Annotated in this window: 18 protein-coding genes; 13 read left to right on the forward strand and 5 right to left on the reverse strand. The window is 38.2% G+C overall.

Annotated features, from left to right (window positions below; translation table 11 throughout):
• Window positions 1-309: 309 nt before the first annotated feature.
• The 5 genes from G602_RS0105695 (at window position 310) to G602_RS0105715 (ending at window position 4867) form a co-directional block, all read left to right on the forward strand.
• Complete coding sequence (locus G602_RS0105695) at window positions 310-1053, forward strand: GGDEF domain-containing protein (RefSeq protein WP_026658109.1); 744 nt, start codon at window positions 310-312, stop codon at window positions 1051-1053.
• Between the two features lie 93 nt (window positions 1054-1146).
• A complete protein-coding gene (locus G602_RS0105700; protein WP_026658110.1) occupies window positions 1147-1356 on the forward strand; it encodes a hypothetical protein in 210 nt (69 codons plus the stop codon).
• Between the two features lie 82 nt (window positions 1357-1438).
• A complete protein-coding gene (locus G602_RS0105705; protein WP_026658113.1) occupies window positions 1439-2200 on the forward strand; it encodes an exodeoxyribonuclease III in 762 nt (253 codons plus the stop codon).
• Between the two features lie 106 nt (window positions 2201-2306).
• Window positions 2307-3737, forward strand: a complete 1431-nt coding sequence (locus G602_RS0105710) for an MBOAT family O-acyltransferase (RefSeq protein ID WP_242835491.1) — start codon at window positions 2307-2309, stop codon at window positions 3735-3737.
• Window positions 3738-3766: 29 nt separating this feature from the next.
• Entirely contained in the window at window positions 3767-4867 is a 1101-nt protein-coding gene (locus tag G602_RS0105715) for a hypothetical protein (RefSeq protein ID WP_026658116.1), read from the forward strand.
• 96 nt (window positions 4868-4963) lie between these two features.
• Here the strand turns inward: G602_RS0105715 and G602_RS0105720 are convergent, their stop codons facing one another.
• On the reverse strand, window positions 4964-5821 hold the full coding sequence (locus tag G602_RS0105720; RefSeq protein ID WP_026658117.1) for a MurR/RpiR family transcriptional regulator: 858 nt from the start codon (window positions 5819-5821) through the stop codon (window positions 4964-4966).
• 249 nt (window positions 5822-6070) lie between these two features.
• Here G602_RS0105720 and G602_RS0105725 point away from each other — a divergent pair, with 249 nt between their 5' ends.
• The 3 genes from G602_RS0105725 to G602_RS0105740 all read left to right on the forward strand — a co-directional run bounded on the left by G602_RS0105725 (window position 6071) and on the right by G602_RS0105740 (window position 9186).
• Entirely contained in the window at window positions 6071-6613 is a 543-nt protein-coding gene (locus G602_RS0105725) for an NADH peroxidase (protein ID WP_026658118.1), read from the forward strand.
• A gap of 164 nt (window positions 6614-6777) precedes the next feature.
• Window positions 6778-7482 carry a 5'-methylthioadenosine/adenosylhomocysteine nucleosidase gene (locus G602_RS0105735; protein ID WP_026658119.1) on the forward strand — a complete coding sequence of 235 codons (705 nt, stop codon included), beginning with the start codon at window positions 6778-6780 and terminating at the stop codon, window positions 7480-7482.
• A 123-nt stretch (window positions 7483-7605) separates the two neighbouring features.
• On the forward strand, window positions 7606-9186 hold the full coding sequence (locus G602_RS0105740; protein ID WP_026658120.1) for a glucose-6-phosphate isomerase: 1581 nt from the start codon (window positions 7606-7608) through the stop codon (window positions 9184-9186).
• Between the two features lie 116 nt (window positions 9187-9302).
• On the opposite strand, the gene G602_RS0105745 is transcribed toward G602_RS0105740, so the two are convergent.
• A complete protein-coding gene (locus tag G602_RS0105745) occupies window positions 9303-10373 on the reverse strand; it encodes an undecaprenyldiphospho-muramoylpentapeptide beta-N-acetylglucosaminyltransferase (RefSeq protein WP_026658122.1) in 1071 nt (356 codons plus the stop codon).
• A gap of 62 nt (window positions 10374-10435) precedes the next feature.
• Window positions 10436-12106, reverse strand: a complete 1671-nt coding sequence (locus G602_RS0105750; RefSeq protein WP_026658123.1) for a hypothetical protein — start codon at window positions 12104-12106, stop codon at window positions 10436-10438.
• Window positions 12107-12202: 96 nt separating this feature from the next.
• Between G602_RS0105750 and G602_RS0105755 the strand changes: the two genes are divergently transcribed.
• Window positions 12203-13762 carry a glucosyltransferase domain-containing protein gene (locus G602_RS0105755; RefSeq protein ID WP_026658124.1) on the forward strand — a complete coding sequence of 520 codons (1560 nt, stop codon included), beginning with the start codon at window positions 12203-12205 and terminating at the stop codon, window positions 13760-13762.
• 14 nt (window positions 13763-13776) lie between these two features.
• Here G602_RS0105755 and G602_RS0105760 read toward each other — a convergent pair whose 3' ends face one another.
• Window positions 13777-14700 carry an alpha/beta hydrolase gene (locus G602_RS0105760; protein ID WP_026658125.1) on the reverse strand — a complete coding sequence of 308 codons (924 nt, stop codon included), beginning with the start codon at window positions 14698-14700 and terminating at the stop codon, window positions 13777-13779.
• Window positions 14701-14855: 155 nt separating this feature from the next.
• Here G602_RS0105760 and G602_RS0105765 point away from each other — a divergent pair, with 155 nt between their 5' ends.
• Genes G602_RS0105765 through G602_RS0105780 form a run of 4 tightly spaced genes read left to right on the forward strand, consistent with a single transcriptional unit; the run spans window position 14856 to window position 19404 of the window.
• Window positions 14856-16733 (forward strand): HD-GYP domain-containing protein, encoded by a 1878-nt coding sequence (locus tag G602_RS0105765; RefSeq protein ID WP_026658126.1) that lies wholly within the window; start codon window positions 14856-14858, stop codon window positions 16731-16733.
• 24 nt (window positions 16734-16757) lie between these two features.
• On the forward strand, window positions 16758-17885 hold the full coding sequence (locus G602_RS0105770; protein WP_026658127.1) for a sensor histidine kinase: 1128 nt from the start codon (window positions 16758-16760) through the stop codon (window positions 17883-17885).
• Between the two features lie 29 nt (window positions 17886-17914).
• Window positions 17915-18604, forward strand: coding sequence for a response regulator transcription factor (locus G602_RS0105775; RefSeq protein WP_026658128.1), 690 nt, complete (start codon window positions 17915-17917; stop codon window positions 18602-18604).
• Window positions 18605-18645: 41 nt separating this feature from the next.
• The gene (locus G602_RS0105780; RefSeq protein WP_026658130.1) at window positions 18646-19404 is read left to right on the forward strand and encodes an RluA family pseudouridine synthase; all 759 of its coding nucleotides are present in this window, start codon (window positions 18646-18648) and stop codon (window positions 19402-19404) included.
• Window positions 19405-19472: 68 nt separating this feature from the next.
• On the opposite strand, the gene G602_RS0105785 is transcribed toward G602_RS0105780, so the two are convergent.
• On the reverse strand, window positions 19473-19988 hold the full coding sequence (locus G602_RS0105785) for a hypothetical protein (RefSeq protein ID WP_026658131.1): 516 nt from the start codon (window positions 19986-19988) through the stop codon (window positions 19473-19475).
• Window positions 19989-20063 lie beyond the last annotated feature (75 nt).

The following is a 20063-nucleotide window of genomic DNA, read 5'->3' on the forward strand; positions in this document are numbered from 1 at the left end:
AAAATAGCAGGAAATAAGGTAAAAGCAAAGAGACAAACTATAAAAGAGTTTACTTCCGATGAAATTCTTAGTGTAAATAGCAGAACTTCAGCTCTGGCAGAGCTTGTTTCGCAATGCAATTACGAAAGAGATAATTATGATCGTATAATTAAAAAAATTGCAAAAGCAGGTTTTAAAGATTTTGAAGTTTATCTTCTGGACAGTCCTAAAATATGTTCATTAAAAAAGGGTTGGAAGGTTCCAAAATACAGCAAAAGAATAATTACAATCCATGACGGAAAAGCAGATAAATTCGAAAAGAAAAGAGACATGGATACAGTTGATATTTTTGATCTTTCAACCATAAAAGGAACAAAAATAATAAGGAATGTCTTCAGAGGTGAAGAACAATATGGTCTCTTTATTATAGGCTTTGACAATAGTGTACGAACAGGTACATTTGATGATCTTATTATGAGTATCGTTCTTAGCGGAATAAGGATGAATTTCTTAAAAAAATGTCTTGTTGATACAGAAGAAGAGCTTTCACAATGCCAGGAAGAAATAGCAAGAGACGGATCTGTCCTTGATCATATAGGAGATAAGGATTATCTTACAAATCTTCCTAACAGGAGAGGATTTTTTGCAAAAGCATATGATCTTCTTAAAATGCATTTCAAGGAAGGCACTTATGCAGTTGTAGCTTATATAGATATGGATTCACTTAAAAATATCAATGCCATACACGGACATGATGAAGGTGATCATGCTGTTAAGAGAGTAGCGGATATACTTGGAGAAGTATTCGGGAAAAACAGCATTTGCGGAAGAATTCGCGGTGATGAGTTTGCAGTTATTGAAGTGACAGAAGAGGAAGATAAGGCTGAGGAATTCAGAATTGAGATGGCCCGTCAGAATAATAAGCTTTTGATGGAAAATACAAAATACTTAAATCACCTTATATATTCAATATGCGAATTTGACTATGAAGAGAGTCTGTCACTAAGAGAAATGCTTAAGGAAACAGATGATAATCTGAAAAATATGAGACGCATGGAAACCTTAGGTAAGTAATAGTTTATAATTTATTTAGTTGTTAAATACCGAAAAAAAAGATACAATGTGCTTAAATATGTATCATTAACACTTAATTTATGAGGATTATTAATGGGTACTGATGCTAACGGATTAGATCCTGAACAGCAGGCTTTGCTTGCAAGTATAATGGGTAAATCTTCTCAGCAGGGAGCAGGTAATTTTAGTATGCCTGCTTCTGCAGCGCCAAGTGCGCCTGCAGCCGCACCAAATCCGGCGGATAGTGGTAAAATGCTAAGTCAGGCTGAAATTGATGCACTTATAGCTTCTATGTCTAAATGATAGAAATAGTAATGTTGTTGAAATAATAATATAGGCAGTGAGAGCTGCCTTTTTTTATGGGATTTAAACAGGAGATGGATATATGTCAAAAAAGCTGGTTTCATGGAATGTTAACGGACTAAGAGCATGCGTTCAAAAAGGTGAATTCCAGAGCTTTATGGAAAAAGAGCAGCCGGATGTAATAGGACTACAGGAAACAAAGCTTAAGGAGGGACAGATTGAAATTGATCTTCCGGGATATCATCAGTATTGGAATTATGCGGAGAAAAAAGGCTACTCAGGAACAGCTCTTTTTACAAAAGAAGAGCCTGTAAATGTAACCTATGGATTGGGAATAGAAGAACATGATCATGAGGGAAGAGTGATTACAGCTGAGTATCCCGATTATTATCTCATAACAGTTTATGTTCCTAATGCCAAGGACGACCTTTCCAGATTAGAGTACAGATGTGTATGGGAAGATGATTTTCTTAAATATATAAAAAAGCTTGAAGAAACAAAGCCCGTAATCTACTGCGGAGATTTGAACGTGGCTCATAAGGAAATAGATCTGAAAAATCCCAAGCCCAACCGTGGACATGCAGGATTTACTGATGAAGAGCGTGAAAAATTCAGCAATGTAGTTGATGCCGGTCTGATAGATACATTCAGATATTTTTATCCTGATCTTGAAGGGGCTTATTCATGGTGGTCCTATAGATTTCAGGCTAGAGCAAAGAATGCCGGATGGCGCATAGACTATTTTGTTACTTCCAAGGCGCTTGAAGATAAACTTGAAGATGCAGTTATTTACAAGGATCAGATGGGATCAGACCACTGTCCTGTAGGACTTATACTAAAATAATATGTCATTTAATTCATTCTCATTTATTTTAATATTTTTACCGATTGTGCTTATACTGTGGCATGGTCTTAATCAAATAAAAAAGTGGAAGCTGGCGGATATTATATTGATTTCAGCTTCCTTGATTTTGTATGGATTTTTTTCGATAGAATTTGTTGTTATTCTGTTGCTTTCATGCCTTGTTAATTTTGGAATATCAAAGGCTATAGGAGATTTACCTGAAGGAAAATCGGGTCTTATACATAAATTCGGAATAATACTTAATATTGCACTTTTGGGTTATTTTAAATATACCGGTTTTTTTGTTTCTAATATTTTTTCCGTCATGGGAAAAGAAATTCCTGAATTAAATATTATTATGCCAGTAGGAATAAGTTTTTATGTATTTTCCCAGATAGCGTTTATAACAGATATAAAAAGAGAAAAGGAAAATAAGATAAAGGATGCGGAAAAACTGGGAAATATAAGTTTTACCGAATATCTTTTTTATATTACATATTTTCCCAAAATAGTTCAGGGACCAATAGCACTTCCATATGAGATTATTACTCAGGTCAGGGATAGGAACAGAAGAATTTTAAAAGCTGAGAATTTCAGAAATGGAATAGAGCTTTTTGTAATAGGACTTTCCAAGAAGGTTCTTCTTGGTGATAATCTTGCCAAAATAGCTGACTATGGATTTAAGTACACATATTATATGGATACTTTGACAGGCTCACTGGTACTTATATCCTATGCATTTCAGCTCTATTTCGATTTTTCAGGTTATTGTGATATGGCAGAAGGTGTCAGCCTTATGCTTGGAATAGAGCTACCCCGTAATTTTAACTCACCATATAAGGCAATCAGTGTAAGAAATTTATGGCAGAGATGGCATATGACACTTACGAGATTTTTTGTCAGATATGTATATATACCACTTGGAGGATCAAGAAAAGGAAATTTAAGAACTGCAGTTAATGTACTTACAATTTTTATACTTAGCGGATTCTGGCACGGCGCAGGATGGACATACATATGCTGGGGACTGATTATGGGTATTGTTGTAGTGTGGGATGATCTCGGAATCATGGCTGTAAAAGGAGATGTAAAAAATCATTATCTTCTGAGAGAAAAGCCATTACTCATAATACCGCAAAAGCTTGGTCAGATTCTTACATTTATAATGTTCCTTATATCACTTATTTTTTTCAGATCAAAAGATATGACATATGCTCTTCAGTACTTTAAGCAGCTAGTTATACCGACATGGCCGGGATTTATGTATAAAACTTCAGCCATGCTTGATATATCGGAAAACTATCTTGTCATAACTGCAGCTAATATGTATGCAAAGCAATATACAAATATCATATACCTTATAAGCTGGATAATTCTTCTTGTAATATCAGTTATAGTGATAAGGGCAAAAAATGCCCATGAGATAATCAGTGAAAAGAACAATTCAGGAAGACATTTGGTATTTTTGGTATTTATATTTTTATGGTCATTCATTTCACTATCACAGGTTAGTACGTTTATTTACTTTCAATTCTGATTTCAGGCCTGAATAAATGAGGAAAATTCTTGAAAAAAAGTAGTAATGATTTAAATTTCATAAAGAGATTTGCTATAGCAGTTCTGGTGGTAATAATCCTGACAGGGCTATTGGTATTTCTGATAGATCCTTTCTATCATTACCATAAACCCTGGTTTGGACTTAAAGCAGTTTTGAACGATAAGGAATATCAGTGCATAGGTACGCTTAGACACTTCGATTACGATACACTGATAGTAGGTTCATCAGTAGCTGAGAATAATGACAATGGCTGGTATGATGAAGCTTTTAACTGTAAAACAATTAAAGCTATCAGGTCCTATGGAGCAACAGCAGATTTATGTTATTTATTGGATGAGGCATTTTCATCAGGAAATAATATAAAAAGAGTATTTTATAATATTGATCCGTCTGCCTTAAATGCAAGTAATGAGACAACCTACGAAATGACGGGATGTCCTATGTATTTATATGATCACAATCCTTTTAATGATGTTCAGTATCTCTATAACAAGGGAGTAATTCTTGAGAAAATCCCATATATGATAGTTAATTCATATTTAACTGATTATAATGAAAACCTTTCATATAACTGGGCAAAGTGGAAAAGCTTTAACAAAGAGAGTGCATTGGGACTATATTTCAGAACACGAAATATTACTCCTATGATGGATGAGAAAGTATATGATGATCAGCTTAGTGGAAATATAGAGCTTTTGACCTCTGAAGTGGAAAAGCATCCAGATACAGAGTTTTATTTTTTCTTCCCTGCCTATTCTATGCTGTGGTGGGATGGAATTTACAGAACCGGTGAGAGAGATGCATTTATCCACTGCGAAAAGGAGATGGTCAGAAGCCTTTTACAATATGATAATGTGAAGGTATTCTGTTTTCAGAACGAGCAGGAGGTTGTAACCAATCTGGATAATTATATGGATTCAATTCATTTTTCTCCGGATATAAATAAACTCATGCTTGATCAGATGATAGCAGGTGATTATCAGATGACTATGGAAAACTATGAAGAGATGCTTGATGATATGAAAGCATTTTCAGATAAAATAGTAGATGAACTGATAAAGCCATATGAAGAACAGAACATCTTAACATACGAGCAGATAGAAGAATAAAAACTGAAAATATATATGAAAAAGCAAGCTCACGGTATATCAATTATTGTACCGTGGGCTTGCCTTTATATTGTCTGATAAAAACAGGGAATGATATCAGTAGGTTCCCATATCGTGGAAGAGATCGTATGAATCCTGGAGATGCTGACGTATATTGGTAAAGTCTTTATTTGCCACTGCAGTATAAAGAGTATCAACCAGGAAAAGCTGTGCAAATCTGGAACTTGTGACACCGCTCTTTTTATCTATTTCAGGAGAAGTGGTAAAGAGTACATGCTTACATCCCTGTGCAAGAGGACTGTTACCAAGCTTGGTGATGGCTATGGTATCGGAGCCGCGATCGTTTGCAACCTTTAGAATCTGCATGATTTCTTCAGTCTTTCCTGAGTCACAGAAGAAGATTGCAACATCCTCCTTCTGAAGCTGTGCCGCATTCATGAGACTGTTATGAAAATCTTCATTGTAGGTTACATTGTATGACAGTCTTTGAAATTTAGTGAAAAGATCGGATGCTGCAAGTGAGCTGCTTCCAACTCCGAAGATTCTTATCATTCTGGCGTTTATAATAGCATTAACCGCACCTTCAAAGGACTGGGAATCAAACAATCTGTATGTAGTCTGAATAGCCTGCGAGCTTGTAGCACAGATATTATCTGCGATAGCCTGCATGGAGGTATATTGATTTAAATCCTTGAACTCAATATGAGGGCCGGCTTTTTCTGCCTTTTTTGCATCGGAGAATATTTCACGTTTCAGGCCCTTTAGTCCGGAGTAGCCAAGAGACTTGGAGAATCTGCTCCAGGTGGCCTGAGTTGTTCCGGAAGCCTCTGCCAGTTCAGCTACTGTATGATTATAGATGGTTGCATCGTTTTTCAGGCAATAATCAGCTGCTTTTCTCTCTTCTCTGGTAAGATTTGCATAAACACTCTTAATTCTTTCTTCTAATAGTGACATATTTTTCTCTCCATTTTCTTTAATGCGAGAATTACGTAATTAACCATTTATAGTATAACGCAAAAGCACTAATTACATTATTAAATAACAATAATATATTTGATCATTTATTAAAATTCTATAAACGATTAAATGTATAAGAATTATTTGGTATACTAAATATCAGTAAGAATGAATTTTTCTAAACAGATTATAAAAATTCAATCAAAAAGGGCTTTTTAAATTCAGGCAATGAGAAAGGAGATTTTAATTATGAAGTGGGTATGTTCAGTTTGCGGTTATGTTCACGAGGGAGATCAGCCACCGGCAGAATGTCCTGTATGTCATGCACCTGCTGAGAAGTTCACAAAGCAGGAAGGTGAACTTACATGGGCTGCAGAGCATGTAGTTGGAGTTGCAAAGGGAGTTCCGGATGATATCATTGAAGATCTACGTTCTAACTTTAACGGTGAGTGCTCAGAAGTTGGTATGTACCTAGCAATGAGCCGCCAGGCATACAGAGAAGGATATCCTGAGGTTGGTGATTATTATGCAAAGGCTGCCTGGGAAGAGGCTGAGCATGCTGCTAAATTCGCTGAACTCCTGGGAGAAGTTCTCACAGACTCAACCAAGAAGAACCTGCAGATGAGAGTTGACGCAGAAAATGGTGCTACAGCAGGAAAGGTTGATCTTGCTAAACGCGCTAAAGCTCTTGATCTCGATGCAATCCATGACACAGTTCATGAGATGGCAAGAGATGAGGCAAGACACGGCAAGGCATTTAAGGGACTTCTCGACAGATATTTTAAATAAATAACAATAAAAAAATAAATATTTTAAAGGTGCAGAGTCATAAGGATTTTGCACCTTTTTTCATTAATGATTAACAGCTTTAAAGAAGATGATGGTATTATTAAAACGATAGATTTTAATAACTATATTTTAGAAAAATATAGAGCCGAAAAGGGGATACAACTATGAGTTATAAAATCGGAATTATCGGAGCCATGGAGATTGAGGTTGAGAGTCTTAAGGAAGAAATGACTATTACAAAGACTCTTAAAAAGGCTAACATGGAATTTAATGAAGGAAAGATCGGAAATACTGATGTAGTTGTTGTAAAGAGTGGAATCTGTAAGGTAAATGCAGCGCTTTGTGTTCAAATCCTTGTGGATGACTTTAAGGTTACTCATGTTATAAATACAGGTGCGGCAGGCTCACTTGATGCAAGGATTGATATCGGTGATTTTGTGGTATCAACGGACGCTGTTTACCATGATGTAAATGCAACTATTTTTGGATATAAAAAGGGTGAAGTTCCACAGACAGGATGCCGTGAATTTAATGCAAATGAATGGATGATTGAAAATATAAAAAAGGCAGCAGCCACGGCCGGTATTACCGGAAAGCTATGGGATGGAAGAGTATGCTCCGGAGATCAGTTTATCTCTGAACAATCCGTTAAGGATGAAATTAAGAAGGAATTTGACGGTCTTTGCTGTGAGATGGAAGGCTGCGGAATTGCTCAGGCATGCTACCTTAACAATATTCCTTTCGTTATTCTTAGAGCTATTTCCGATAAGGCTGACGGAAGTGACATTATGGATTATCCTGAGTTTGAGAAGAAGGCAGCAAGGGACTGTGCTGCACTTACAGAAGCATTTATTAAAGTTATTGCTTGAATATTCTATATTTATTAAGATTTTTATGAGTTTTAGTGTGCAAAATATTGCGTAGGATATGAAGTTTTGCTAAACTTGAACGCGAAAGTAGAAATAACCAAAAATTTAGGAGGATTCTACAAAATGGTTAATTGGAAAAACCTTGATACACTTGATTCTTACAAGGAATTAAAAGACGTAAAACACATTGACCTCGTTTCAGCAATGTCCGGTGATTCCGGTGCTGAGAGAGTTAAGAAGTACTCAGTTAAGATGGCTGAAGGCCTTGCTTACAATTATGCAGCGAAGGAAGTTGATGATGACATCCTTGCAGCACTTGATAAACTTGCTAAGGAAGCACAGCTCTCTGAGAAATTCGAAGCTCTCTACAATGGAGAGGTAATTAATACAGGTGAGAAGAGAATGGTTCTTCACCAGCTCACAAGAGGACAGCTCGGCAATGATGTTATGGCTGATGGTGTTAACAAGCGTGAGTTCTATGTAAAAGAGCAACAGAGAATTGCTGATTTTGCAAATAAGGTTCACTCAGGTGAAATCGCTAACGAAAAGGGTGAGAAGTTCACAACAGTTGTTCAGATTGGTATCGGCGGATCAGACCTTGGTCCCAGAGCTATGTACCTTGCACTTGAGAACTGGGCACACAGAACAGGCAACTTCAAGATGGAAGCAAAGTTCATCAGTAACGTAGATCCTGATGATGCATCTGCAGTTCTTAATAGCGTTGATGTTGCTCATTCTATATTTATTCTTGTTTCAAAGTCAGGTACAACACTTGAGACACTTACAAACCAGAGCTTTGTAATGGATGCCCTTAAGAAGGCAGGACTTGATTCTTCAAAGCACATGATAGCAGTTACTTCTGAGACATCACCTCTTGCAAAGAGCGATGATTTCATTGAAGCTTTCTACATGGATGACTATATCGGCGGACGTTATTCCTCAACTTCAGGTGTAGGCGGAGCAGTTCTTTCTCTTGCATTTGGTCCTGACGTATTTGCTCAGTTCCTTGATGGTGCAGCAGCAGAGGATAAGCTTGCAGCTAAGAAGGATATGATGGAAAACCCTGCAATGCTTGATGCAATGATCGGATTCTATGAGAGAAATGTACTTGGATATCCTTCAACTGCAGTTCTTCCTTACTCACAGGGACTTAGCCGTTTCCCTGCACACCTTCAGCAGCTTGATATGGAGTCAAACGGTAAGAGCGTTAACCGCTTTGGAGAGCCTATCGATTATGTAACAGGTCCTGTAATTTTCGGTGAGCCCGGCACAAATGGTCAGCACTCCTTCTATCAGCTCCTTCACCAGGGAACAGACGTTATTCCGATGCAGTTCATCGGTTTCAAGAACAGCCAGCTTCAGAACGACGTTGACATCCAGGGAAGCACAAGCCAGCAGAAGCTTTGCGCTAACGTAGCAGCTCAGATAGTAGCATTTGCCTGTGGTAAAAAGGATGAGAATCTCAATAAGAATTTCAAGGGTGGACGTCCTTCAAGTATCATTATCGGTGATGAGCTTAATCCCAAGTCACTTGGTGCACTTCTTTCTCACTTCGAGAACAAGGTTATGTTCCAGGGCTTTGTATGGAATCTTAACAGCTTCGATCAGGAAGGTGTTCAGCTCGGTAAGGTACTTGCTAAGAAGGTACTTGCTCACGAGACAGACGGAGCACTTGCTGTATACAGTGATCTTCTGAATATTTAATTTATTGTAATAATATGCCTCTGGGGTATATGTTTACAAATAAAAAGCCTTCCCCCTGGGGGGAAGGTGTCACCGGAGGTGACGGATGAGGGGACTACCTCAATCCGTCGCCTTTATTATTTTGTAGCTGCTTCATCAATAAGCTTTAATATTGTTTCAGTCGCACCTGACTGATTGGATTCACACATTTTTGCAATGTATTTATCTCTTTCCTCATACACAGCAAAAATACTTTCAACAAGGATATCTTCATCCAATTCCTCATTATCGATGACAACAGAAAATCCCTGCTTTTCGAAGGATTTGGCATTTATTATCTGGTCACCGCGGCTGCTTTTTGCAGACAAGGGAATCAGAACGTTGGGCTTACGAAGAGCTGCGAGTTCACAGATAGCATTGGCTCCCGCTCTGGAAACGACTACATCTGCCATCGCAAAAATATCCTTCATTTCGTTCTTAACATATTCAAACTGTTTGTAGCCCTCCATGCTGAGCTTTAAGTTATCCATCTTATCCTTACCGCAAAGATGAACAATATTGAAGTGCGGAAGGAGTCTTGGAAGCGCATAGCGAATGGTTTCGTTTATGCTCTGAGCGCCAAGGCTTCCACCGGTTACCATAATTACCGGCTTGTCATCCGTAAATCCGCAAAGCTTTTTTCCTGCTTCTCTTGAACCCTTCAGGAGCTCTTTTCTTATAGGAGTTCCTGTAAGAACTGCCTTATCCGGAGGAAGAAGATCCAGTGTTTCGGGGAAGTTACAGCAAATAGTTCTTGCAGAAGAAAAGCTCAGCCTATTTGCAAGACCCGGTGTCATATCGGATTCATGTAATATGCATGGAATTTTAAGTGTGGAAGCTGCCCTTATAACAGGAACAGATACAAAACCACCTTTTGAAAAAACCACATCTGGATTAATTTTTTTCAGTAATTGTCTGGCTTCAAAGAATCCCTTCATAACACGGAAAGGATCAGAGAAGTTCTTGGGATCAAAGTATCTTCTGAGTTTTCCTGTGGAAATTGAAAAGTAGGGGATATGATAATCCGCTATAAGCTTTTTCTCAATTCCTGTATGTGAGCCAATATAGCTGATTTCATAACCTTTTTCCTTAAGCTCGGGAATAAGAGCCATATTAGGTGTAACGTGGCCGGCAGTACCGCCACCTGTTAATACTATTTTTTTAGACATTTTAAAAATCTCCTTGTTTATTTAGAGTACCACAGATTCCATATTATGACACATATGATTTTTTATGGTAACTCATAAAGGATGTAGCCGTTATCCATTGCACGTATTTTTGATTTTTCTATAAGAGGAAGAACCATATCCTTAAGCTCAGGATTCTTATCCATAGCAGCTTCATCTACCAGAAGGAGCTTAACCGCATCCTTACTTAAATCAGGGAACTTTGTATCTATCTCTTCCACAGTATCCACAAGATAAACCCTCTCATGGGAAATGGTGAGGTCCATAGGAGGCTCGTAGTGAACTTCATTGGTAAAGGAAAAGCAAACATCGTTGTAATCAGTATTTCTGTAAAGAAACTCGTCAAGAGTATAGTCTTCTTCACCATCTCTGGAAACTATATACCTGGAGGTCGAGGTAGGCACACCTGTTATGAGAATCAGTATGAAAAAGCAAACTGCAAAAGCCGGAATAAGTGGCGAAACCTTACGACCAAGGAAATATGTTGTTCCATCTGTTTTTCCCATACTGATAGCACGAACATAGGAAACAGCAGCAATAGGAGCAGTCATTGCTACGCACCATCCTGCCTTCATCATGGAAAACTCATGTACCGCAGAATGGTTTTTAAGCATTAAAATCTGAAAAATAACTGAAACATAAGCTGCAACAATAAGCGCTATATCGTGATTTACAAAAAGTGTTTTTAAACGTTTTCCTTTTTTTAATGTGAGGAATGCAATAACAATTGAAGCCAGCTGGAAAATACAAAGGTAGAACATAAAGCTTCGCTGTTCCTGCGTAAATGATGAGGTGAAATTCTCTATAAGCCTTGATACAATGGCAGAAAGACTATCATCTCCGCCTGTTCTGAACTTAAGCTTATATATTAGCGTATCAAGCCAGCCGTCAACAAAGCTCAGCTGGATAATGAAGGTAACAACAGCAAGAACAACAGGGACAGCATAATACAGAGATTCGAGAATAATATCCTTTACGCTCTTTTTCCTGAGAATAAGTCCAATGGTTCTCATTACAAATACGAAAAATGCCAGAATCCAGAAATAATAGTCTGTAAGAATACCGCAGTAGATTGTTACAAAATGCAGGATACGAATAACGTTATAAAGGTGACTATGAAGTCTGACTTCAGGTATATATATCAGTTCTTCCAAAAACAGGAAAAGCATAACATATAAAATAACGCTCTGATCAGTGAAAAATACGTTTGGCATATACCAGGCGTTAACCGGAAGTAGCATCCACAAAGCAACAGTGCATAATGGAATTATTATACGGGACAGCCATCCGCCGATGCGGTACTTCCAGAATAAGACAAAAATAAAACTGGAAAAAAGCATGGATTCAATGGCAAACAGAACCATCTGAAGGTGCTTAACAAAAGAAATGTTTATAAAATCTCTGCCGCAGATCTTTGCACACAGCCAGACAAGAAAAATATGTCCGCTTGGATAACTGATAAACGGTACTCTGTCGTTAAAGCTCTGGAATTCTATGGAGCGGTAGTTTTCACATGCGGTAAAATGCATGGATGCAGCTCCCTCCTCCAACCAGATATTAACGTATTTTATTGTTGAAGCGGACTGCCATATATTGTCACCGCCCATATTGTTATATCGGATTGGGTATTTGAAGTTGAATATTGCAAGAAAAATGAGCAGTGTGAAAAGATTTACAAGAATAAAAGCAATTGGAGTAGTACGTAGCTTTTTCATGAATAGTTTCCTCTATCTATATTATCATTCTGTTCATACTACCATATTTTCTGCTATAATTGAATTCGATTTTAAATAATTAAAGAGGAGTTTGCGATGGAAGAAAAGAAGCAAATGCCTGATTTTTTGAAAAAAATATGGAGCAGCATTCCGATTACTGACAGATTCTGTTTTTCAGTAAGCCTTATAACAGGATTGCTGGTTCATTTTTATATGCTTTCAAATAAGATAACGAATCTTGATGATATCGTATGTGTACCGGGAGTGGGTGGAGGAAAGGTTCTGGGAAGATGGTTCCAGGAACCGGTGCATGACCTGTTTTCACCTTGGTCAAGTCCTGCACTGAACGGAATAATGGCTATCATAATTCTCTCAATAGCTGCCTGCGTTATAGTAAATACACTGAAAATTGAGAGTATAACCGGAGCGGTTCTTATAGGAATTACTATGATGACGATTCCAAGTACAGCCAGCAATATGTACTATATGTATCTTGCGCCGACTTTTGCCCTTTCAATATTAGCCAGCACAATTAATGTACAGATCACTTCAAAATATAAATTAGGATTCATACTTGGTTCAGTGCTTCAGTTTTTCAGCATGGCATGCTATCAGGCGTATTTCGGACTTTCTGCATCGTTGTTTGTACTGTTATATTTCCTAATGCTGATAGATGGCGGAGATATTCTGATAATTGTAAAAAAAGGTCTAAGAAGTATTATCGGCCTCGGAATTGCAATGGGCGGATACCTTATAAGCCTGAAATTTGTGGATTTAAGTGACTATAAGGGACTTAGTGATATAGGTCATACCTCTGCAGGAGATATTCTTTTGGCAGTTCTCAGAGCTTATCACAGGGTTCTGCAATATTTCATAACTGCGCCTGAGAGCTTCATGAAGGGATCGCCCACACTTTTTAACAGGGTACTTGTAATTCTTTTGATTGGAATTATAGTGATCCTTTTCATAAAAAAGAAGATATATATAAAACCTGTCAGATTGATTTTGTCAGTAATACTTTTGATAATACTGCCACTTGCACTAGGACTTGTTTATGTTATGGCACCGCAGCTTTCTCATGCGTCAACTGTGATGATCTACTCCTATAGCGTATTTTACTTTATGATAATAGCAGGAATGGAGAGACTTCTTACAACAGGCAGGGAAAATAAAGGATTGGTATTTTTTGCATCGATTATTTTTATAACCCTGTTGCTTGAGTTTTATTCAAGTGCGAGAGTTATTAACAATGCATATTACAGGAGCTATATAGCACAGAACAGAGTGATGCAGTATTACAACAGGATACTGTCTAAGCTTGAAGAGGCAGAAGGGTTCCAGTATGGTGAGCCGCTGACAATTCTCGGAGGATTTTATCCTGACCCGTTACCGGTTGCAAATCATGACATGAATGGTAAAGAGCTGGCAGATTTTGAGGGAGCAACTCTTGAGGATTTACTCTTCCTTCCCACAAACAGAGACAGAGTTCTTCAGATATGGTTTGGACTCGAAACGGGAGATGTTACTTCAGACAAAAAAGAGAAGATAATGGAGACAGAAGAGTTTAAACAGATGCCTATATATCCTGCTGATGGATGTGCGAAGAAAATAGACGGGGTATGGGTAGTAAAGATAAACGAGGATGATAGTAAGTGAAAAAAGACTGGGTTTTAATACCCAGTCTTTTCCATTAGTTTTTCAATTTTATTCCAGTATTTTTCAGGATTAACATAAGCACCCTTTACATGAGCAGCTCCTAGTATCAGGCAGTACTGCTTGGGTGCAGCACATTTTTCATAAAGCCTTGCTGACATATGCGGATCTATCAGCTTGTCCTCATCACCGTGGATGAAAAGCGTAGGCGTCCTGGATTTAGAGACAGCTTCAAGAACATCAACCTTCTTAATGTCATAACCGCATTTTAAAAGAATTACCATGCGAAGAATGAACAGACAGATGGAAACAGGAATAATGTGTTTTCCCATCTTATATACATGTATGAATTCTTCAATAAGTGTAGTATAGCTACTGTCAGCAACAGCAAATACCACATTGTCGGGAAGATGTTCTCCGGTAGTCATAAGAGTAATGGCAGCTCCCATGCTGGTACCGTGAAGAAGAATTTTGGCTTCCTTATCATTTCTTATTATGTAGTAAATCCACTCCAAAATATCGAGACGGTCAAAGTATCCGTATCCGGTATAATCTCCTTCACTTTGACCAAAGCCGCGGTTATCGGGAAGTAAAACATTTATGCCAAGGTCATGATAATGCTTTGCATACATTGCCATGTACTCTCCATCACTTTTTACACCGTGGATACAGATGGCATATTTATGGCTTTCCTCAGATGCTTTTAAAAAGTGTGCATGAAGCTTAAATTCATCAATTGAATTTATATATACATCTTCTCTTTCAGGGGCATTTCTAAGCCACTTTATTGATTTTGCGTCAATTGGATCAGATTCGATTTCTTCCTGAGTCTTCCTTTTTGGTACTACAGCCATGTCATAAAAAACTGATGCCGTAGCGGCTCCTCCACCCAAAAGAGCTGTTAATAAGCCGAAGAATACGAAATTTCGCTTTTTGCTCATAGGAACCTCCTTGTTTATTAATGTATATGAATTTTAGCAAATACCAATAAAATGTGCAATTACTACAGTCCCCATAGCACATATTAACGAAATATGGTATGATAATTTTAACTGATATTTTGCATACTTTTTCTAGAATGTATTGAGGGGTACAGATGTTAGAAAGAAAACTTGCAGAGAAATTCAGGAAGCTTTACACTGAAAACTCTTTAAAGCTTAAAAATTATGAGGATCAGCTTTTTACTCTGCAGGATCCGTTTGACTGGATACAGCTTCTCTCTGAGAGAGCCTATGTTATGCGAGATGTTTTTGAAGAGAATGAAGAGCTTATGGCGGAGCTATGGGAAAATTGCTCAGAAGAGATTAGTCCTGAGGAAGCAGAGCTTCTCTATGACCTTGCAATCGGATTTTTCTTTGATGATTACCATGACTTTGTAGTACTTACTGAATTCTGTGAAAAGATTTTGCCGGTTTTCATTGATATGGATGAACCGGAATTTCTTGTTGCAATATATCATGTTCTGGGTAGCGAGTATGCACAGTTCTATCGCTCTGTTGGCGATAAAAAGGGAATGGATACTGCCCTTGAGTATTTCCGTAAATCAATAAAAGAGGCCAGTCGCTATTCACAGATTTCCACTCCGGAAGTTCGGGAGTTTATTTTCCAGGATTATTTATTTTTAATTTCATACCTTACAGGTTTTTATACAGAAAAAACAGAGAGTATAAGACTTTATGATGAAGTCTGGGCGCTTTGGGAAAACGAAAATGTTCAGCAGCTTGATAAGGACAACAGACAGATAAGAGAGTTCCTGTCGATAATGGATGATGCATTTATGGCAAAATCCATAAACATAGATATTTTGTCGGAAGAGGACAGAGACAGATATCTCGATCTTCTCGGGAATTCTTACAAAAGAGCGAAGGATGGTGATGGTGAAAAGCAGGGAACACCAGACTTTAGAACCTGCGTGACCTACAAATGGCTTCTCGGAGAGATACCATCGGAAGATGTACTTGAAGCACTAATAAAAAGTATAAATGAGATTATTCCAACACCTGATTTCAGCAAGAATGATCCAATAAATCTAGAACTTGTTATGAGGCATTTTAAATATGCTTGTACGTGCATAATGATACTGGGCAAGATGGAGATTGATGATGAAACCAGAGAAGTCTGGATAGAAAAGTTTCTGCCTAAGTCACAGTCTATTCTTGCAAATATCCCCTATAGATTTTTTACAGGGGAGATGCAACCGATATGTGAGCAGTGGTATCACGCTGCAGGTCCCATGATCTCGGGAGAGCTTAACAAGGTACAGTTCATAATGGAGATGATTGTAAGAAGACAGCCGTTTACCTACATTCATTCCCAAATGGTTGCCAGGATAGCAACTCTGATCGGACAGAGAATAATAGAAAAGAAGCCGGAAGAGCTTATTGGAATAAGAGGAATAGAGACTCTTGAGGATATACAGAAAAATAAGGCTTATCTGCTTTCATTTATAACAATGAGCGGACTTGTACATGACATAGGAAAATGCTACATACCTGATACTATAAACAGGCAGAACAGAAGTCTGAATACCAAAGAATATGCCACAATTAGAAAGCATTCAGAGGTAGGGTTCAGGGTTGCAAAGGAAAATACGGCACTTTTGCCCTATGCGGATGTTATTATAGGACACCACAAACACTATGATGGTCTCCACGGATATCCTTTAAACTATGACAACACAGAATCTCCTATCAGAATCATAATTGATCTGATTTCAATAGCCGACTCGGTTGAGGCAGGTACGGATACTTTGACCAGGAGCTACACTAAGGGAAAGGATTTCAAGAGACTTCTAAAAGAGCTTCAGAATGAAGCCGGAACCAGATATAATCCAAGCATAGTCAAGGTTATAGAGAGTTCTCCGGAACTTATTGAGGAGCTTGAAAAACTCACCGGACAGGGAAGATACGACATGTATTACAGAGCTATGCAGGAGATACTTGGCAATACTCCGGAGGAATTTCCGGAGATATAAATATGATATACTTAAGGAGCATACATGCGTTTTAGAACCAGGCTGATGATAACATCGGCGACCATAGTTATTTTACCTTTTATCCTGGTTGTTGCTTCATTTGTCATCATACAGAATTCCGTTGCCAAATCTTATACCAGTCTGATTACCTACATGGTGATAGCATTTGGACTGATAATGATCGCAACAAGTATGATACTTACTGCATGGCTACGAAAAGGATTTTTCGAACCGGTTGATGAGCTGAATGTCGCGATGCAGCACATCAAGGATGGTAACTTTGATTACATGCTGCCAACAGATATAGGTGATAAGGGTGAAATAGGAGAATTATACAGAAATTATGAAGACATGCGGCTGAGGCTTAAGGAATCAGCCGATGAAAAGGTAATAAGGGAAGGCCAGAACAAGGAACTGATAAGTAATATATCTCATGACCTTAAAACCCCTATTACAGCGATAAAGGGCTATTCTCAGGGACTTCTTGAGGGAGTTGCCGATACCCCTGAGAGACAGATGAAGTATATTCGCACGATTTACAATAAGGCGAATGATATGAATAACCTTATAAATGAACTCACTTTATACTCAAGTATCGACAATAACCGCATTCCCTATAATTTTACAAGAATAGTGGTTGGAGATTATTTTGGGGACTGCATAGAAGAAATAGGAATGGATCTGGATAGTAAGGATATCAAGCTGAATTATGCCAACCTTACAGCACCTGATACACAGATAGTTGCAGATCCGGAACAGCTTAAACGAGTAGTTAACAATATAGTAAGTAACAGTGTTAAATACTTAGGCCGTGATGATGGTACGGGAACCATTGATGTTAGAATTCTAGATGAAGTTGACTCTGTAAGAGTTGAAATAGAGGACAACGGAAAGGGCATAGGATCTCAGGATATTCCGAATATCTTTGACAGATTCTACAGAACCGACGCTTCCAGAAACAGCAAGCAGGGAGGAAGCGGTATAGGACTTTCAATAGTAAAGAAAATCATAGAGGACCACGGGGGATACATTTGGGCTACCAGTCATGAAGGTGAGGGCACCTGCATGCACTTCGTTCTTCGCAAGTATATGGAATATCATGAAAAAGCGGACGGAGAATCTGTGGTAGATCATGATTTTGAGAGCGTATAAAACAACATAAAAGACAGGAGGCCATTGGTATGAGCAGAATACTTATTGTTGAGGATGAAGAAGCGATTGCTGACCTCGAGAAAGATTATCTGGAACTATCTGATTTTGAAGTAAAAATTGAAAATTCCGGTGATGTGGGATTACAGACTGCCCTTAATGAGGAGTTCGACCTCGTTATACTTGATCTCATGCTTCCGGGAATGGACGGATTTGAAGTATGTAAGAGAATCCGTGAAAAGAAGGATGTTCCTGTTCTTATGGTATCAGCCAAAAAAGATGATATTGATAAGATTAGAGGTCTTGGTCTTGGTGCTGATGACTATATCACCAAACCCTTCAGTCCTTCAGAGCTCGTAGCTAGAGTTAAGGCTCATATGGCACGCTATTCCAGACTTGTTGGAAGCGGCCATGAGTCAAATGATGTGGTGGAGATCAGAGGTCTTAGAATTGACAAGACCGCCAGAAGAGTTTATGTTGATGGAGCGGAAAAGAGCTTCACAACAAAGGAATTTGATCTTCTTACTTTCCTTGCAGAGAATCCCAATCACGTATTTACCAAAGAGGAACTCTTCAGGAAAATCTGGAACATGGATTCAATCGGAGATATTGCTACAGTTACTGTACATATCAAGAAAATCCGTGAGAAGATTGAATTTGATACTTCTAATCCCCAGTATATAGAAACTATCTGGGGCGTTGGATATCGCTTTAAGGTTTGATATTAAGACCCTCCGCAAAGGAGGGTCTTTTTTGAGGTTTTATGAACATAGAAATACTCTACGAAGACAACGACATAATAGTATGCGCAAAGCCGGCAGGAATAGCGGTACAGAGTAGCAGTGTCACATCTCCTGACATGGAGACAATACTGCGCACGCAGATTCTGAGGAGTGGAAGCTTTAAAAACAAGTCCACAATTCTCCATGTAATTCACAGACTGGACCAGCCGGTGGAGGGTATAATCGTATTTGGAAGAACCAGGAAGGCAGCAGCTGACCTTAGCGCACAGGTTAAGGCACAAGGAGATATGAATAAAACATATCTTGCTGTGGCATATGGATCGTTTACTGAGGATGAGAAAGAGGGAGAACTTCAGGATTATATTTATAGAGACACTGCAACTAAAAAGGCTGTAATTGTCGATACTGATGATAAAAACAAAGCTGCAAAGAAATGCCTGTTATCATATAAGGTCATTTCCGAGAAATGCATAAAGGATATTTCAGAAAATAACGTGGTGGATTTCGAAGGGGAAAATGTATCTGAGAAAATATCTCTTGTGGAAATAAAGCTTGAGACTGGAAGATATCATCAGATACGTGCGCAGTTTTCTAATGCGGGGCATCCCCTCCTTGGAGACAGAAGATACTGCTCAGATAAAAGTGATGAAGCATCAGCACGACTTAGAGTAAAAAATGTTGCATTGTGTGCTTATAAGCTCTCCTTTAAACATCCTGTGACACATAAAATAATGGATTTTGAAGTAAAGCCACAGGGAAATATTTTTAAAGAATTTTAAAAAAGCTGCTAATTTGAAATTTTTTCAGATTAGCAGCTTTTTATAATAAATGCGCAAAGTGCGCATGTTTACTCTATTACAGGAGCATTAGCCTGCTCAGGAACACTTACTTCCTTAATAGATTCATCAATATCATGGAAAAATGCCCTTGTTGCGACAATTCCTCTTTTGGCATCCTCAAACTCCCAAAGGAACTGCTCAGGTATATTATCACGGCCATACATAGAAATACGTCCTGCATAAGCGTGAATGATACTTACATATTTTTTATCAAGCTCGTAATTTCTGTAAATCTCACGACGAAGACGTGGACGCTGGGCAACAAACTTACGGATGTCCATTTTGAGATCAAGAGGAAGATCCTGTTCTCTTTCTCTTACAAGCTGTAAATATTTCTTATAGGTCTCTTCATCAACTTTCTGAAAATTAGTTTCATATTCGAAACATGCAGCTCCGTCAGGAAGATCAAGTCTATATCTGCCGTCTTCATAAACTTCTTCAATTCTGGCAACTACCTGGGGTACCAAAGGTTTGCCATTATAGTCTAATATGATGACTTTGTCATCCGGTTTAAATTTTGCCATAATATTTTCTCCTCATTGCCCTTTTTACCTTTTCTTGCAAAAACACTATAGTCCTATAAAGCACTGAATTCAAGG

This window comes from Butyrivibrio sp. AC2005 (genome assembly GCF_000424145.1).
GTDB lineage: Bacteria > Bacillota > Clostridia > Lachnospirales > Lachnospiraceae > Butyrivibrio.